This window comes from Cytobacillus oceanisediminis (genome assembly GCF_004366035.1).
Taxonomy (GTDB): domain Bacteria; phylum Bacillota; class Bacilli; order Bacillales; family Cytobacillaceae; genus Cytobacillus; species Cytobacillus oceanisediminis_C.
This window is the reverse complement of record NZ_SOEE01000007.1, coordinates 1-13,362: the sequence shown is the minus strand read 5'-3', so window position 1 is coordinate 13,362 and position 13,362 is coordinate 1. Positions and strand designations below refer to the sequence as shown.

Annotated in this window: 11 protein-coding genes, 17 tRNA genes and 2 rRNA genes; 2 read left to right on the top strand and 28 right to left on the bottom strand. The window is 42.0% G+C overall.

The window, feature by feature from the left end:
• Positions 1 to 70: 70 nt before the first annotated feature.
• A complete protein-coding gene (locus tag DFO72_RS17635; protein WP_113883546.1) occupies positions 71 to 739 on the top strand; it encodes a B3/B4 domain-containing protein in 669 nt (222 codons plus the stop codon).
• A gap of 124 nt (positions 740 to 863) precedes the next feature.
• Here the strand turns inward: DFO72_RS17635 and DFO72_RS17630 are convergent.
• The 10 genes from DFO72_RS17630 to DFO72_RS17585 all read right to left on the bottom strand — a co-directional run bounded on the left by DFO72_RS17630 (position 864) and on the right by DFO72_RS17585 (position 10,893).
• Positions 864 to 937: transfer RNA gene (locus DFO72_RS17630), tRNA-Gly, on the bottom strand.
• Positions 938 to 1,284: 347 nt separating this feature from the next.
• Positions 1,285 to 2,253 (bottom strand): sugar phosphate isomerase/epimerase family protein, encoded by a 969-nt coding sequence (locus DFO72_RS17625; RefSeq protein WP_113883547.1) that lies wholly within the window; start codon positions 2,251 to 2,253, stop codon positions 1,285 to 1,287.
• A 19-nt stretch (positions 2,254 to 2,272) separates the two neighbouring features.
• Entirely contained in the window at positions 2,273 to 3,304 is a 1,032-nt protein-coding gene (locus DFO72_RS17620) for a Gfo/Idh/MocA family protein (protein ID WP_113883548.1), read from the bottom strand.
• Between the two features lie 9 nt (positions 3,305 to 3,313).
• Positions 3,314 to 4,342: a Gfo/Idh/MocA family protein gene (locus DFO72_RS17615; protein WP_113883549.1), complete on the bottom strand. Its 1,029-nt coding sequence runs from the start codon at positions 4,340 to 4,342 to the stop codon at positions 3,314 to 3,316.
• 1 nt (position 4,343) lies between these two features.
• A complete protein-coding gene (locus DFO72_RS17610) occupies positions 4,344 to 5,084 on the bottom strand; it encodes a ThuA domain-containing protein (protein ID WP_113883550.1) in 741 nt (246 codons plus the stop codon).
• Between the two features lie 16 nt (positions 5,085 to 5,100).
• On the bottom strand, positions 5,101 to 5,829 hold the full coding sequence (locus DFO72_RS17605) for a response regulator transcription factor (protein ID WP_113883551.1): 729 nt from the start codon (positions 5,827 to 5,829) through the stop codon (positions 5,101 to 5,103).
• Between the two features lies 1 nt (position 5,830).
• Positions 5,831 to 7,621 (bottom strand): sensor histidine kinase, encoded by a 1,791-nt coding sequence (locus DFO72_RS17600; protein WP_113883552.1) that lies wholly within the window; start codon positions 7,619 to 7,621, stop codon positions 5,831 to 5,833.
• A gap of 147 nt (positions 7,622 to 7,768) precedes the next feature.
• The gene (locus DFO72_RS17595) at positions 7,769 to 9,055 is read right to left on the bottom strand and encodes an ABC transporter substrate-binding protein (protein ID WP_113883553.1); all 1,287 of its coding nucleotides are present in this window, start codon (positions 9,053 to 9,055) and stop codon (positions 7,769 to 7,771) included.
• Between the two features lie 69 nt (positions 9,056 to 9,124).
• Complete coding sequence (locus DFO72_RS17590; RefSeq protein WP_113883554.1) at positions 9,125 to 9,952, bottom strand: carbohydrate ABC transporter permease; 828 nt, start codon at positions 9,950 to 9,952, stop codon at positions 9,125 to 9,127.
• Positions 9,952 to 10,893 (bottom strand): carbohydrate ABC transporter permease, encoded by a 942-nt coding sequence (locus DFO72_RS17585; protein WP_113883555.1) that lies wholly within the window; start codon positions 10,891 to 10,893, stop codon positions 9,952 to 9,954. The genes DFO72_RS17590 and DFO72_RS17585 overlap by 1 nt, the downstream gene beginning before the upstream one ends.
• Positions 10,894 to 11,087: 194 nt before the next feature.
• Here DFO72_RS17585 and DFO72_RS30735 point away from each other — a divergent pair, with 194 nt between their 5' ends.
• The gene (locus DFO72_RS30735) at positions 11,088 to 11,285 is read left to right on the top strand and encodes a nuclease-related domain-containing protein (protein ID WP_395858190.1); all 198 of its coding nucleotides are present in this window, start codon (positions 11,088 to 11,090) and stop codon (positions 11,283 to 11,285) included.
• Positions 11,286 to 11,458: 173 nt separating this feature from the next.
• Here the strand turns inward: DFO72_RS30735 and DFO72_RS17575 are convergent.
• The 18 genes from DFO72_RS17575 to DFO72_RS17490 form a co-directional block, all read right to left on the bottom strand.
• Positions 11,459 to 11,540: transfer RNA gene (locus tag DFO72_RS17575), tRNA-Leu, on the bottom strand.
• Between the two features lie 23 nt (positions 11,541 to 11,563).
• Positions 11,564 to 11,652, bottom strand: a tRNA-Leu gene (locus DFO72_RS17570).
• 28 nt (positions 11,653 to 11,680) lie between these two features.
• A tRNA-Cys gene (locus DFO72_RS17565) sits at positions 11,681 to 11,754 on the bottom strand.
• An 18-nt stretch (positions 11,755 to 11,772) separates the two neighbouring features.
• Positions 11,773 to 11,847 (bottom strand) — tRNA-Gly (locus DFO72_RS17560).
• Positions 11,848 to 11,851: 4 nt separating this feature from the next.
• A tRNA-Gln gene (locus tag DFO72_RS17555) sits at positions 11,852 to 11,926 on the bottom strand.
• A gap of 58 nt (positions 11,927 to 11,984) precedes the next feature.
• A tRNA-His gene (locus tag DFO72_RS17550) sits at positions 11,985 to 12,060 on the bottom strand.
• A gap of 11 nt (positions 12,061 to 12,071) precedes the next feature.
• A tRNA-Trp gene (locus DFO72_RS17545) sits at positions 12,072 to 12,145 on the bottom strand.
• Between the two features lie 7 nt (positions 12,146 to 12,152).
• Positions 12,153 to 12,236: transfer RNA gene (locus DFO72_RS17540), tRNA-Tyr, on the bottom strand.
• A 16-nt stretch (positions 12,237 to 12,252) separates the two neighbouring features.
• A tRNA-Thr gene (locus DFO72_RS17535) sits at positions 12,253 to 12,328 on the bottom strand.
• Between the two features lie 18 nt (positions 12,329 to 12,346).
• Positions 12,347 to 12,419: transfer RNA gene (locus tag DFO72_RS17530), tRNA-Phe, on the bottom strand.
• Positions 12,420 to 12,442: 23 nt separating this feature from the next.
• Positions 12,443 to 12,519: transfer RNA gene (locus DFO72_RS17525), tRNA-Asp, on the bottom strand.
• A gap of 3 nt (positions 12,520 to 12,522) precedes the next feature.
• Positions 12,523 to 12,596, bottom strand: a tRNA-Met gene (locus DFO72_RS17520).
• A 9-nt stretch (positions 12,597 to 12,605) separates the two neighbouring features.
• Positions 12,606 to 12,681, bottom strand: a tRNA-Val gene (locus DFO72_RS17515).
• Between the two features lie 4 nt (positions 12,682 to 12,685).
• A tRNA-Glu gene (locus DFO72_RS17510) sits at positions 12,686 to 12,760 on the bottom strand.
• 16 nt (positions 12,761 to 12,776) lie between these two features.
• Positions 12,777 to 12,867 (bottom strand) — tRNA-Ser (locus DFO72_RS17505).
• A gap of 3 nt (positions 12,868 to 12,870) precedes the next feature.
• Positions 12,871 to 12,945 (bottom strand) — tRNA-Asn (locus DFO72_RS17500).
• Between the two features lie 20 nt (positions 12,946 to 12,965).
• A 5S ribosomal RNA gene (rrf, locus tag DFO72_RS17495) occupies positions 12,966 to 13,082 on the bottom strand.
• A gap of 186 nt (positions 13,083 to 13,268) precedes the next feature.
• A 23S ribosomal RNA gene (locus DFO72_RS17490) occupies positions 13,269 to 13,362 on the bottom strand; the annotation flags it as partial.

Below are 13,362 nucleotides of genomic sequence, written 5' to 3'. Positions count from 1 at the left end.
AAGCCTTTAATTTTTTGAATCACCGATTATTATGATAAACTATTTTAAAGTAATTTTGGAGGTGGAAAGCTTGGAAATTACGATTGCTCCCGAGTTGTGCAGGTTATTTCCCCAATTTAAAATTGGATTCATTACATATAAAAATATAGAAGTCGGACAATCTCCTCAAATGGTAAAGGGCAGACTCCAGTTATTTCAGGAATCAATTTATTTTGACTTAGAGGACAAGAATGTTACAGAATTTGAAGGGATCAAAGAATGGAGACAGATTTTCAAAACAGCAGGCAAGGATCCAAATCGGTACCGCCACTCTGCAGAAGCACTATACAGAAGAATTAAAAAGCAAAATTATCTGCAGCCGGTCAACAGCTCCATAGATATTAACAACTTCTTTTCCCTCGAATATCAAATACCGATTGGCGTGTATGATACCGATATGCTTTCAGGCAATGTGACTATCAGGTTAGGCAAAGAAGGAGAAGAATATAACGGTTTAAACGGGAGACCCAACTCGCTATCCAATTTAATTATTAGCGAAGATGCGTCAGGGCCATTTGGCAGTCCGTTTGTCGACTCTGAAAGGACAGCGGTGACGGAACAGACTAAAAATGCCGTTCAGATCGTTTATTTGCGCCCTTCTCTGGAAATGGCAAAGGCTGAAAAAATGGTTGAGTCCTTAATGAACATGTACACGCAAGTGCATGGAGGAGAAGAAAACTTTAAGGTAATTGGATGTTAAAAAAGTTTATTAAAAGTCGAGCGGGATCTGCGGATGCCGCCCGATCTTTTTGCATAATAGCCAAAGAAAATGAAAAAACGCAATACCTCGTTCTTTTTGAACGAAACACTGCGTTGGCTATGTATGGAGCGGGTGAAGGGAATCGAACCCTCATCATCAGCTTGGAAGGCTGAGGTTTTACCACTAAACTACACCCGCATTTGTATGAAGTTACTGACTACTGATTTTTTTCCCGTTCTTGCATGCCTCTTCCTCTAAAAGCTTTTTCAATAAGCCTATGCGTCGAGGCAACTCGGAGATGATTCATGGATGTGTTGCTCGTGGCTGAGGTTTTACCACTAAACTACACCCGCATTTGTGTATTTATATTTAATCATTAATGAAATTATGACTATATCCTTTGTCGATTTTTATCAACAGCAAAATAAACATTGTGTCGAATCAACTATTTAATAATACTAAATTCAGCCACAATGGTCAACCTTTTTTGAGAAATTTGTCGAAAATACAGGAAAGGATTTATAATCCTCCCCTGCTAAAGTTGTTTACACCCACCACATTTCTGAAGGCTGCTCTTCGATTAAGATCGATTTAAGGTTCCTGACTGCCCTTGTAAATCCTTCTTCTATAGACATAAGCGGATCTTCATGCTCAATGCTGACAACATAATCATACCCGAATGTCCGTAAAGCGCTCATCATATCCGACCATTCCTGCAGGCCGTGTCCGCACCCGACTGACCTGAATGTCCACGCTCTGGTCTGAACATTTCCATACGGCTGCATATCCGTTAAACCGTACATATTAACATTTTCCTGGTCAATATAGGTATCTTTTGCATGAAAATGATGAATGGCATTTTCTTTCCCCAGAATCTTTATTGCTGCAACAGGGTCGATTCCCTGCCACCATAAATGGCTTGGATCCAGATTGGCTCCAATGGCGTCACAGGTTTCTTCCCTTAATTTCAGAAGGGTATAAGGAGTATGCACAAGGAATCCGCCATGGAGTTCAAGACCAATTTTCACATTATGATCTTTTGCAAATTGCCCGGCTTTCTTCCAGTAAGGAATGAGTTTCTCCTCCCATTGCCATTTCAGCACTTCTCCATACTCATTCGGCCATGGAGCAACCGGCCAATTTGGATGCTTGGCCCCTTCCCCATCACCTGCAGTGCCGGAAAAACAGTTAACAACCGGAACATTCATTAAGCTGGCTAACTTAATTGTGTCATATAAAACGCGGTCCGATTCCTCTGCAAATGCGCTATCAGGTGAAATCGGATTGCCATGGCAGCTGAATGCGCTGATTTCAAGACCTCTTGATAAAACCTTGTTCAGGTAATCATCCCTGAGTTCTTTACTTTCTAAAAGCTCGTGCAAACTGCAGTGCGCGTTTCCGGGATATGCTCCGGTTCCGATTTCAATAGCCTTAAGCCCTGCAGCTTTCACATGATCAAGCATTTCTTCAAATTTTTTCTCAGCAAATAAAACGGTAAACACACCAAGCTTCATTAAGATCCCCTCCAGGCTTCTATTCTCTTCTGCCCATTTCACTGCTTTTATAAATTGCATCAATAATTCTGGTTGTCTGCAGTGCTTCTTCTGCGTCTACTATAAATGCTTCTCTCCCCAAACAGCTGTCAATAAAGTTTCGCGCCTGAGCCAAAGCATAGTCATCCTCCCCTGGCAGCCATTCTGAGTGTGTATTAAGCAGCATTCCATGTTTGGATTGGTTCAAGCTGAATGGGAATAAATCAATTCCTCCATCCTGCCCTGAAAGGCTGAGACTTTCTTCATCCTGTTCGATATTGGCCGACCATGAGGTTTCAAAAAGCAGGGATGCTCCATTGGCAAATTTTATATAAGCTGTCACATGGTCATCGACATTAAAGGATTGATGGTCAAAACTTCCCCATAGATTCACCTGCTCAGGCATTCTGCTCAATGTATTATAAGCTGTACCGGAAACCTCGGTTTCCTCCGGGTTTCCCAGAAGCCAAAGCGAGAGGTCAAGCAAGTGGCATCCATAATCAATCAAACTCCCTCCGCCCTGAAGTTCCTTATTGGTGAAAACACCCCATCCCGGCACCTTTCTTCTTCTCATCGCCCGTGCCCTGGCTGCAAATGGAAGACCAATTTCATCTTCTGAAATGAGTTTTTTGGCAGCTTGAGCCTCTTTCATAAACCGGTAGTGGTAGGCAATGGCCAAAACCTTTCCAGACCTGTCTCTGGCTTCTATCATTTTCCTGCATTCTTCTGCTGTCATGGCCATCGGCTTCTCACACAAAACATGCAGCCCAGCCTCCAGTGCAGCAACCGTAATCTCAGCATGAAACTTATTCGGTGTACAAATAACTACAGCATCTGTTTCACTGAACACTTCTTTATAATCTGTGAAAACGCTGTTAATTCCAAACTTCTTTGCAGCCAATTGTGCAGTATCCGCATTCACATCGCAAATAGCTGTTATGGATGCATTATCCGATAATTTTAATAAAACGGGAATATGCCTGGACTGGGCTATTCCGCCAGCACCGATAATTCCGATCCGAAGTTTCTTCATTGATGCACCTCAATTAATTCTGACAATCTGCTTTGTTTCGCTTGCCTCCAGCGCAGCAAGTATCACCTGGAGCGACTTCATTCCCTCAGAACCAGGAATCGCAGGCTCCTGTTCATTTAAGATACTTTCAAGAAAATGATCAATGACGCCTGAATTCTTTTGTCCTCCTTCTTCATTTGTCTGAATCCCGCCGAGTTCGTACTTCACTGTATCATCGTTTGCATACTGAACAATGAGAGAATGCACCGGATCATCCTCTAATCTCAAAATTGCCTTTTCTCCATAAATAATGGTGGAATTGTCTTCTTTTGAGACATAAGACCAGCTTGCAGCCAATGTACCGATTACACCGCTTTCCGTTTTCAAAACGCATACCGCTGTATCATCGACATCAGCATCAATCTTAGCACTTGTCTCTACAAACGCTCCTACCTCAGTAAACTCTTCTCCCAGCAGGTAACGCAGTAAGTCGGTCTTATGTACACCAAGGTCGCCCATGGCGCCAATAAAAGCCTGGTTTTTTTTGAAGAACCAGCTTTCTTTGCCATCTGCACTCCATCCCTCTGGCCCGCCGTGGCCAAAAACCGTCCGGAAACTATAGATTTTTCCCGCTTCACCTTCTGCAATCAATTCCTTTGCTTTTTTATGCGATGGAACAAAGCGCTGATTATGAGCAATCATTAATTTCTTTCCATTTTTACTTGCTGCTTCAATCATGTCCTTTGCTTCTTCCATAGAAGTTGCCATTGGCTTTTCACATAAAACATGCTTGCCGGCGTTTAATGCTGCAGCTGAAATGGGAGCATGCAGATAATTCGGGGTGCAGACACTCACTGCATCTATATCCTTATTAGCCAACAATTCTCTATAATCGGTGTACACCTCCGCCCCGTACAAGCCGGCAAACACATTTGCACGCTCTTCATTAATATCACATACCGCTGCAATGACAGCACCGCTGCTTGCATGATATTCAGGCATATGCCTATGCTTGGCTATACTTCCACAGCCAATTATTCCAATTTTGAGTTTTTTCATCTTAATTCTCCACTCCTTCTTGACTCACTCTAATTCTCTCCAATGGCTTCGCATTCCCATAGACCGGTACAGGAAGATCAGCTGGTTTAGCCCAATTAACAGCATTTTTAATAACCTGCTGAACGTCCTTATGATAATAAGTTGGATATGTTTCATGTCCTGGGCGAAAATAAAAGATTTTCCCTTTTCCGCGCCTGTATGTACAGCCGCTCCGAAAAACTTCTCCGCCTTCAAACCAGCTCACCATTACAAGTTCATCCGGTGCCGGGATATCAAAATGTTCCCCATACATTTCTTCTTTTTCAAGTTCAATATATTCTCCAAGTCCTTCTGCAATGGGATGGCCTGGATCTACAATCCAAATCCGTTCCTTTTCATCCGCTTCTCTCCATTTTAAATCACAGGATGTTCCCATCAATGCTTTAAAAATTTTAGAGAAATGGCCAGAATGCAGGACAATCAGCCCCATTCCGTCCAGCACTCTTTGTTTTACTTTTTCAACGGTTGCATCCTCAACTTCCCCATGCGCAAGATGTCCCCACCAGACCAAAACGTCTGTTTCCTGTAAAACAGCATCACTAAGTCCATGCTGGGGCTCATCCAATGTAGCTGTCTTTACTTTATGATCTTCTTCCTTTAAAAAGTCTGCAATGGCACGGTGAATACCATCCGGATAGACAGACTTTACCTTTTCATCCCTTTGTTCATGTCGATTCTCATTCCAAACAAGCACGTTGATCATGATCTTCCTCCTTCTGTTAATTCATACTTCGATATTCATTTGGGGAAATCCCCACTGTCTTTTTAAACACTTTGCTAAAATACTTTTCATCCTGATAGCCGACCTGGAAAGCAATTTCATAGATTTTCAGTTTAGGGTTCTGCAGAAGCTCTTTTGCCTTGTTCATTCGAACATTCGTAATAAAATCTGTTATGGTAGCCTGGTATTCCTGTTTAAACTTCCTGGAAATGTACTCCCTGCTTAAATAAAATCTATCTGCAATTTCCTGCAGGTTAATATCCTTGTTATAGCTTTCCAGCAAAAACTGTTCTATTTGCTGAATCACATTCATCTCTCCGTCATGCTCCTGCTTGCATTCCTCAGGAGTACTTTGCTGTTTCCATTCATTTATAGCTTTTTCCAGGGTTTCATTCAGTATTTCAGGATCAATAGGCTTCAAGATATAATCAAAGCTTTTATAACAGATGGCATTCCTCATATAGTCAAAATCATCATATCCGCTGACGACAATCGTCTTGCTGGATAAACCAGAAGAATGAATCCATTTTAAAAGGCTTATGCCATCTCTCTTTGGCATGCTCATATCAGTGAATATGATTTCCGGGCGATGCTCTTTAATCAGCTTTATGGCCTCATTTCCATCAACAGCCTCCATGATTGTGTCAATACCAAAGCGGCTCCAATCTCCCAGAAGAAGCAAGCCTTCCCTCACATGTTTTTCATCATCCACAATAATTGCTTTCATCTTATCCACCTTCCATCCTTTTTGGAAGTTTAATAGAAACAAGCAGCCCGCCTCGCTCAAGATTCTTAAGCTGCAGGAATGCCCGATTGCCATAATAGAGTTTTAACCGGGTGTAAACATTCTTCAGTCCGATATTCGTTAACTCACCCTTTTGCCCCATCCTGTCATTCATCAAATGAAATCGGATTTCCTCCAGCCTGCTCTCAGAGACGCCTGTGCCATTATCCTCGATCAGAATATCCAGATAAAATTCATCCTGTCTGCAGGTGATACTAACCTCTCCAGCTTTTTCCCGCGCATCAAAACCATGCTTAAAGTAATTCTCCACTATGGGCTGTAAAATCATTTTCGGAACAGGAAACCCCAATGCTTCTTCATCAAGCTGAAAACTGAACTGAAGCTGGTCACCAAACCGCTCTTTTTGCAGCAGGAGATAAGATTTGGTATGTTCGATCTCTTTTTGAAGAGGAACCATATCCTCCTCCATATTCATACTGTACCGCATGATTTTAGAAAGGCGGGTAACAGACGAATAAATCTGCGGACCCTGATTTTTTAATGCTGCTGTTCCGATAGACTGCAATGCGTTATATAAAAAATGCGGATTAACCTGTGACTGCAGAACCTTTAGCTGATTGGTCTTGTTTTCAAGCTGAAGTTTATACTCCCGATTGATTAAATCATTAATTTTATCGATCATTTGTTTAAAACGATCACCGAGATAGCCAATCTCATCATTGCCGAAAGATTGAAAACGGACATTAAGGTTTCCTTTTTCAACCTGATCAATATATTTCAGCAGGATTCTGATTGGTGAAGTGATTCTAACAGAGATAAATAGAGTAGCAAGAATAACCAGTATAAGTCCGATTACGCCAAACATAATATTGATTTTCGCCACGCTGAATGCACTTTCATATAAAGTGATATATGGGACACGCTTAACAAGATACCAGCCGCCAGAATTTTGCGATAATTGATCGTATATCATGACGCCGTTGAAAGAACCTTCTTTCCATTCAACCGTGCCATTTTCTTTATTTGTACTCATTACCCAATCGATCCAATCAGTCGATTTAGAATCTTCATCAGTTTCATCAGTTGAACGGTAGATCAATTCACCTTCAGGAGATATTATATAGAATTCTTCATTTTCACCAGAATAAAGATTACGGCTGATATTGGTTATCTGATCTGGTGAGAACTCCAGTGAGATATATGCCAATACATCATCTGATGGAATATTGATTAAAGATCTGTGAAGCGTTATTACATTTTTAGGCTTTTTGTCCTCAGGCTCCTTTATCTTATGAATAGGCTCAAGATACATATTACTTGGACTTTCTTTGGCTTTTACGTAAAATTCCTGATTGGCATTTGTCAGCTTCTTTGAAAAAATAACTGTAGAGCGCCTGGAAGCTGTTATAAGACGATCTTCCTTTGCAACAGCAATGTTAACTCTTTTGATATTTTCTTCTGCATACAGTATGGTAGAAATTACATTTCTTACAGCTTCCACTGCCTGATAATTATTTTCCTTTTGGGGATCTTTTAAAAAGTTTATTAAACCTGGATTATTGTAAAGGGATAGTGTTAATCCGTCCAGCTCATTTATGTAACCCTCCAGGTTCACTTTTCCTTGATATAATAGGTTGCTATTTTCCTTAATGGCCTGGTCTTTCAATGATTCCGCTGTATGATAATAAGTGATGATTATAGACGCCCCAAATGGAACGATCGTGGCTACCATCAATAGAACAATCAGTTTATTTCTAATGCTCTTTTTGAACATTTACATCCCCCGCTGCTTTGTCTTTTACAATAGTATAAAGCGAACTTCCCTTTTTGGGGATGCCTTTTTGCTATGGGGTTTTGCATATAATTAAAATATAAAACAGAAAGCATATCTTCCGCAGACATGCTTCCTGTTTAACCAAATTTATTTCAGATTATCCCAGGATGCCTGGAAGCGTTCTACGACCGTATCATAGTCAATCTTTCCTGCAGCGTATTCCTGGATTGTTGCAGCAAACTCTTTATTTGCACCATCCGGCCACCTGAACCATGTCCAAGGAACGGTTTTCTCTTCCTTAGAGTACTCAAGAATATGCTGGCCAAGCGGCCCTAAACCGGTTGGCTCTATATTGTCAAAGGCAGGAATGAACGCAAACTCTTCTGTGATATAACGCTTTCCTGTTTCAGAAGAAACCATCCAGTCAAGGAATAATTTTGCTTCTTCAAGATGCTCTGAATTTTTATTAAGAACCCAGTTGTTCGGAACGCCTACCGGTAAACGGTCTGCTTCAGCTTCATCATCAGTCAGCGGAATTGGCAGAAATCCCATATTAATTTCAGGGTTGATTTCAAGAATCATGTTTTCTGTCCAGTTCCCCTGCTGAAGCATAGCTGTTTTGCCGGAAGCAAATAGCGTTACTTGCGTATTATAATCTGTTGTTAATGGATTATCATTTCCAAAGTTTATTTCAGTATCAAGCACTTCTTTGAACTCTTTAAATTTATCATTGCCAGTAATTTTTTCAGATCCGCTGTATAAGCCCTCAATAAATGCCACCGGATCTTCCTGCTGTGCAAATGGAATATTTAGTAAATGCTGGCCAATGACCCACCACTCTCCATAACCGGCAGAGAAAGGAGTAATTCCTTTATCTTTTAGCTTTTCAGCAGCATCCTTCAGTTCAGAAATCGTATTAGGTGGTTCAGTGATGCCTGCTTCTTCAAATAAATCCTTATTATAAATGAAACCGTATCCTTCAAGGTTTACAGGCATTCCATAAAGTTTGCCGTCTTTATCAGTCATTGGAACTTTTCCAATTGGAAGCACATGCTCTGCCCAAGGCTCATTCGAAAGATCTGCAAGATGCTCTTTCCAAAGCTCCAATTCTTTAAATCCGCCATTGTTAAAAATGTCAGGCTGTTCGCCGGATGCAAACTTTGCTTTTAATGCAGCACCATAATCAGCACCGCCGCCGACTGATTCAAGCTTTACTTTAATATTCGGATGCTCTTTTTCGAATTCACCGATCATTGCCTGAAGCTGATCGGCAATCTCCACTTTAAACTGGAACAAATTCAATGTTACCACTTCATCATCATTCTTTGAATCATCCTTAGGCTTTTCATCCCCTGAAGAGCTGGAAGAAGAACAGCCCGCCATAATGCCCGCCATCAGAACCAATGACAGCAGTAATAAAGCAAAGCGTTTCATTTTGTTTCCCCCCTGAATAATTTTTTATATAAACTTTAACAGCCCATATGGCCGCAAAAGTCTCTATAACTACTTGATGGAACCTTGTGCAATGCCTTTAATAATATGCCTCTGCAGAAACAGGAAGAAAATAACGACAGGTGTAATGCCCATCACAAGGGCGGCCAGTCCCATGTCCCATTGCTTTGTATATTGTGCAAAGAATGAACTTGTGGCCAAAGGAATCGTCCTTAGTTCTGCATCCTGAAGCACAAGAAGTGGCAGAAGATAATCATTCCAGATCCATAATGTATTTAAAATAACAACCGTTACAGTGATTGGCTTTAGAAGCGGAAAAACAATTCTCCAAAAGACCCCAAACTGGCTGCACCCATCAATTCGGGCCGATTCTTCTATCTCTATTGGAACTGTTTTAATAAATCCGTGATACAGAAAAAGCGATAATGGTACACCAAAGCCAAAATACATAATGATGAGACCAGGTATGCTGTTTGTCAGATTCAGCGTGCCTCCCAGCTTCATCAGCGGTATCATGACCGTCTGGAAAGGAATAACCATCGCAGATACAAATAACGCAAACAGGATTTTGCTGAATTTTCCCGGGGTTCGGACCATCTTCCAGGCAGCCATGGAACTAATGACAACCAGTCCAATATTGCTGATCACCGTAATTATAAGCGAATTCCAGAAGGCCCGCGGGAAATTAATAATATCCCATACCTTCAAGTAATTGGAGAATAAAAACTCCTGCGGCCACGCTGCAGCATCAATCAAAATATCTGCAAAACCTTTTACAGAATTGATGATCACGAAATAAAAAGGTATGAGGAATATGATTCCTAATACGATTCCGATAATCTCGAGGAGAAACGTCACCTTCGTATATCTGGGACTCATTAGGCCTCAACCTCCCTTTTCTTGGTCATCATAACCTGAACCGTTGTAAAAATTGCTACAACAAGGAAGAACAAAATGGATTTCGCGGTACCCAGACCATACCGGTTATTCTGGAATGCTTCCTGATAAATATTAATTGCAACAGATTGTGTTGAATTAAATGGACCTCCGCCTGTCAGTGAAATATTCAGGTCGAAAATCTTAAATGCCATTGAAATAGTTAAAAAGAAACAAATCGTAAACGCCGGCAAAATAAGAGGATTAATAATTTTCGTCAGAAGTGTCCAGCTTGATGCCCCATCGATCCTTGCGGCCTCCAGCAATGTCTGATCAACCCCCTGCAGCGCTGCAATATAAATAACCATCATATATCCGCTGATCTGCCAGGCAAACACAATTACAATTCCCCAGAATGCTGTTGTCTCATCCCCAAGCCATGGCAGCTTAAATACGGATAGATCTGTAAGATTTCCAATTGCAGCAAACCCTTTTACAAAAATAAACTGCCAGATGAACCCAAGCAATAATCCCCCGATAACATTAGGAATGAAGAACACAGTCCGCAATAAATTTCTGGACTTCAATGCTGCGTTCAATAATAATGCAAGCCCAAAACCTAGTAAATTACTAATAATAACCGAAGCTAACATAAACTTGGTAGTAAAAATGAAGGAATCAAAAAACTTAGGATCATTTTTAAAGATCTTTATATAATTTTCAAGTCCGACCCACTCAACTACAGAACTGACACCATTCCAGGAAGTAAAAGAATAATAAATTCCCATCAAAAAAGGAATGATTTGAATCACCAGGAAAAAAATCAATGCCGGTCCTACAAATGCACTGTATGTTAGCATTTTTTTCAGGTTTGCTTTTTTCCTGGATACTGTTTTAACCTCTGAATTGACTGCTGCTTCCCCGACTTCAATCTTTGTCTCCAAATCTCTTCACCGCCCCCTCATCTCTTGCAAACGCTTTCCTACATTATATTTGAAACCGTTTGCATATATAGGTGACTGGATTGACTAAAATGGTGCAATATTTTGACTTCTTGAAAAGAATGAACTTGTGTTAATGGAAAACATTGCACAGAATGAAGCTATCATGAACATAGGGATGTGGGCTTTTTCCAAAAATAGATTCATTATTAATCACTGGAGGCGGCATCTATATTTTTGAAGTCAAGAATTATGAGGGAGACTTTTATATCGAACAGGACAGATGGTATACAATCCTAATAAAAGTTGTTTCAATGCAGGGTTCCGAAAGATTCAGAGGGTGGTTTCGAGAGGGGGTTCTTAACTGTTCGGAAGGTTCCTATGAAACAAGATAAACCAGGTTTGAATTACTAAAGTAAGGAACAGATGTGTGTTACGTCCAAGATAGATAATATTATCACAATCAGCAGAATGGCTGCATTGATATTTGCTATCCGCTTTAAAAATTTGCACAGATATTAATTAAACAACAAAAAAAGATTTCCCTATTGGGAAACCTATTTTTAGATACCGGTGGTCGGGGTCGAACCGACACTCCAGAAGGAACACGATTTTGAGTCGTGCGCGTCTGCCAATTCCGCCACACCGGCATATTAAAATGTAGTAAATCTTGTGGTGCCGAGGACCGGAATCGAACCGGTACGGTAGTCACCTACCGCAGGATTTTAAGTCCTGTGCGTCTGCCAGTTCCGCCACCCCGGCGTATATCAGCGAATCAAGATTTAGATTATGGAGGCGGCAACCGGATTCGAACCGGTGGTAAAGGTTTTGCAGACCTCTGCCTTACCACTTGGCTATGCCGCCATAAAATGAAGTTTATTCTGGAGCGGAAGACGGGATTCGAACCCGCGACCCCCACCTTGGCAAGGTGATGTTCTACCACTGAACTACTTCCGCAAAATGGCTGGGCTAGCAGGATTCGAACCTGCGAGTGACGGAGTCAAAGTCCGGTGCCTTACCGCTTGGCTATAGCCCATTGATAGTTCATATCACATTTATATGAGAGTTATACTCGTACTGTTACTATAAATTTATGGGGCGACTGATGGGAATCGAACCCACGAGTGTCGGAGCCACAATCCGATGCGTTAACCACTTCGCCACAGCCGCCATTATAATATTGGCAGGGGTAGTAGGAATCGAACCCACATCAAAGGTTTTGGAGACCTTCGTTTTACCATTAAACTATACCCCTATATAAATGGTGGAGGGGGGCAGATTCGAACTGCCGAACCCGAAGGAGCGGATTTACAGTCCGCCGCGTTTAGCCACTTCGCTACCCCTCCATATTAGCATAAAAAATGGTGCCGGCGAGAGGACTTGAACCCCCAACCTACTGATTACAAGTCAGTTGCTCTACCAATTGAGCTACACCGGCAAATCAATTCAGTAAAGGTGGCTCAGGACGGAATCGAACCGCCGACACAAGGATTTTCAGTCCTTTGCTCTACCGACTGAGCTACTGAGCCACATATTATTAACATTGTAAAAATGGCGGTCCGGACGGGACTCGAACCCGCGACCTCCTGCGTGACAGGCAGGCATTCTAACCAACTGAACTACCGGACCAGATTGCGGGGGCAGGATTTGAACCTGCGACCTTCGGGTTATGAGCCCGACGAGCTACCGGACTGCTCCACCCCGCGACAATAATATGGTGGAGGATGACGGGATCGAACCGCCGACCCTCTGCTTGTAAGGCAGATGCTCTCCCAGCTGAGCTAATCCTCCAAAATGGTGACCCCTACGGGATTCGAACCCGTGTTACCGCCGTGAAAGGGCGGTGTCTTAACCGCTTGACCAAGGGGCCAATATAGAAATTATAATGGCGGAGAGCAAGGGATTTGAACCCTTGATACGCGGTTAGCGTATACACGATTTCCAATCGTGCTCCTTCGGCCACTCGGACAGCTCTCCATTTGGCTCCGCAGGTAGGATTCGAACCTACGACCGTTCGGTTAACAGCCGAATGCTCTACCACTGAGCTACTGCGGAATAATGATATTTGTAAAACAGCCCGGCAGCGTCCTACTCTCACAAGGGGACAGCCCCTAACTACCATTGGCGCTGAGAAGCTTAACTTCCGTGTTCGGTATGGGAACGGGTGTGACCTTCTCGCCATCGCCACCAGACTATTTTTTCAAAGACAAGTATTATTATACCGTCTTTTTATCATTTTTCAAGAGGAAATTTACTTTTTTTCGTTCCCTCAAAACTAGATAATGCATGAAGAAGCATTTGCCGAGTATTCACCAATGACTTGTCTAGCTTCGGCTCCTAACTTCTCTCGAAGTTGAACAGTCGCCTCCGCTTTTCGTTTGGTTAAGTCCTCGATCGATTAGTATCAGTCAGCTCCACATGTCGCCACGCTTCCACCTCTGACCTATCAACCTGATCATCTTTCAGGGATCT

What these genes read in the sequence shown, in the direction of transcription:
- DFO72_RS17625 (WP_113883547.1), bottom strand. Translation starts at nt 2,253, where the DNA reads ATGAAGCTTGGTGTGTTTACCGTTTTATTTGCTGAGAAAAAATTTGAA.
- DFO72_RS17595 (WP_113883553.1), bottom strand. Translation starts at nt 9,055, where the DNA reads ATGAAACGCTTTGCTTTATTACTGCTGTCATTGGTTCTGATGGCGGGC.
- DFO72_RS17615 (WP_113883549.1), bottom strand. Translation starts at nt 4,342, where the DNA reads ATGAAAAAACTCAAAATTGGAATAATTGGCTGTGGAAGTATAGCCAAG.
- DFO72_RS17610 (WP_113883550.1), bottom strand. Translation starts at nt 5,084, where the DNA reads ATGATCAACGTGCTTGTTTGGAATGAGAATCGACATGAACAAAGGGAT.
- DFO72_RS17590 (WP_113883554.1), bottom strand. Translation starts at nt 9,952, where the DNA reads ATGAGTCCCAGATATACGAAGGTGACGTTTCTCCTCGAGATTATCGGA.
- DFO72_RS17620 (WP_113883548.1), bottom strand. Translation starts at nt 3,304, where the DNA reads ATGAAGAAACTTCGGATCGGAATTATCGGTGCTGGCGGAATAGCCCAG.
- DFO72_RS17600 (WP_113883552.1), bottom strand. Translation starts at nt 7,621, where the DNA reads ATGTTCAAAAAGAGCATTAGAAATAAACTGATTGTTCTATTGATGGTA.
- DFO72_RS17605 (WP_113883551.1), bottom strand. Translation starts at nt 5,829, where the DNA reads ATGAAAGCAATTATTGTGGATGATGAAAAACATGTGAGGGAAGGCTTG.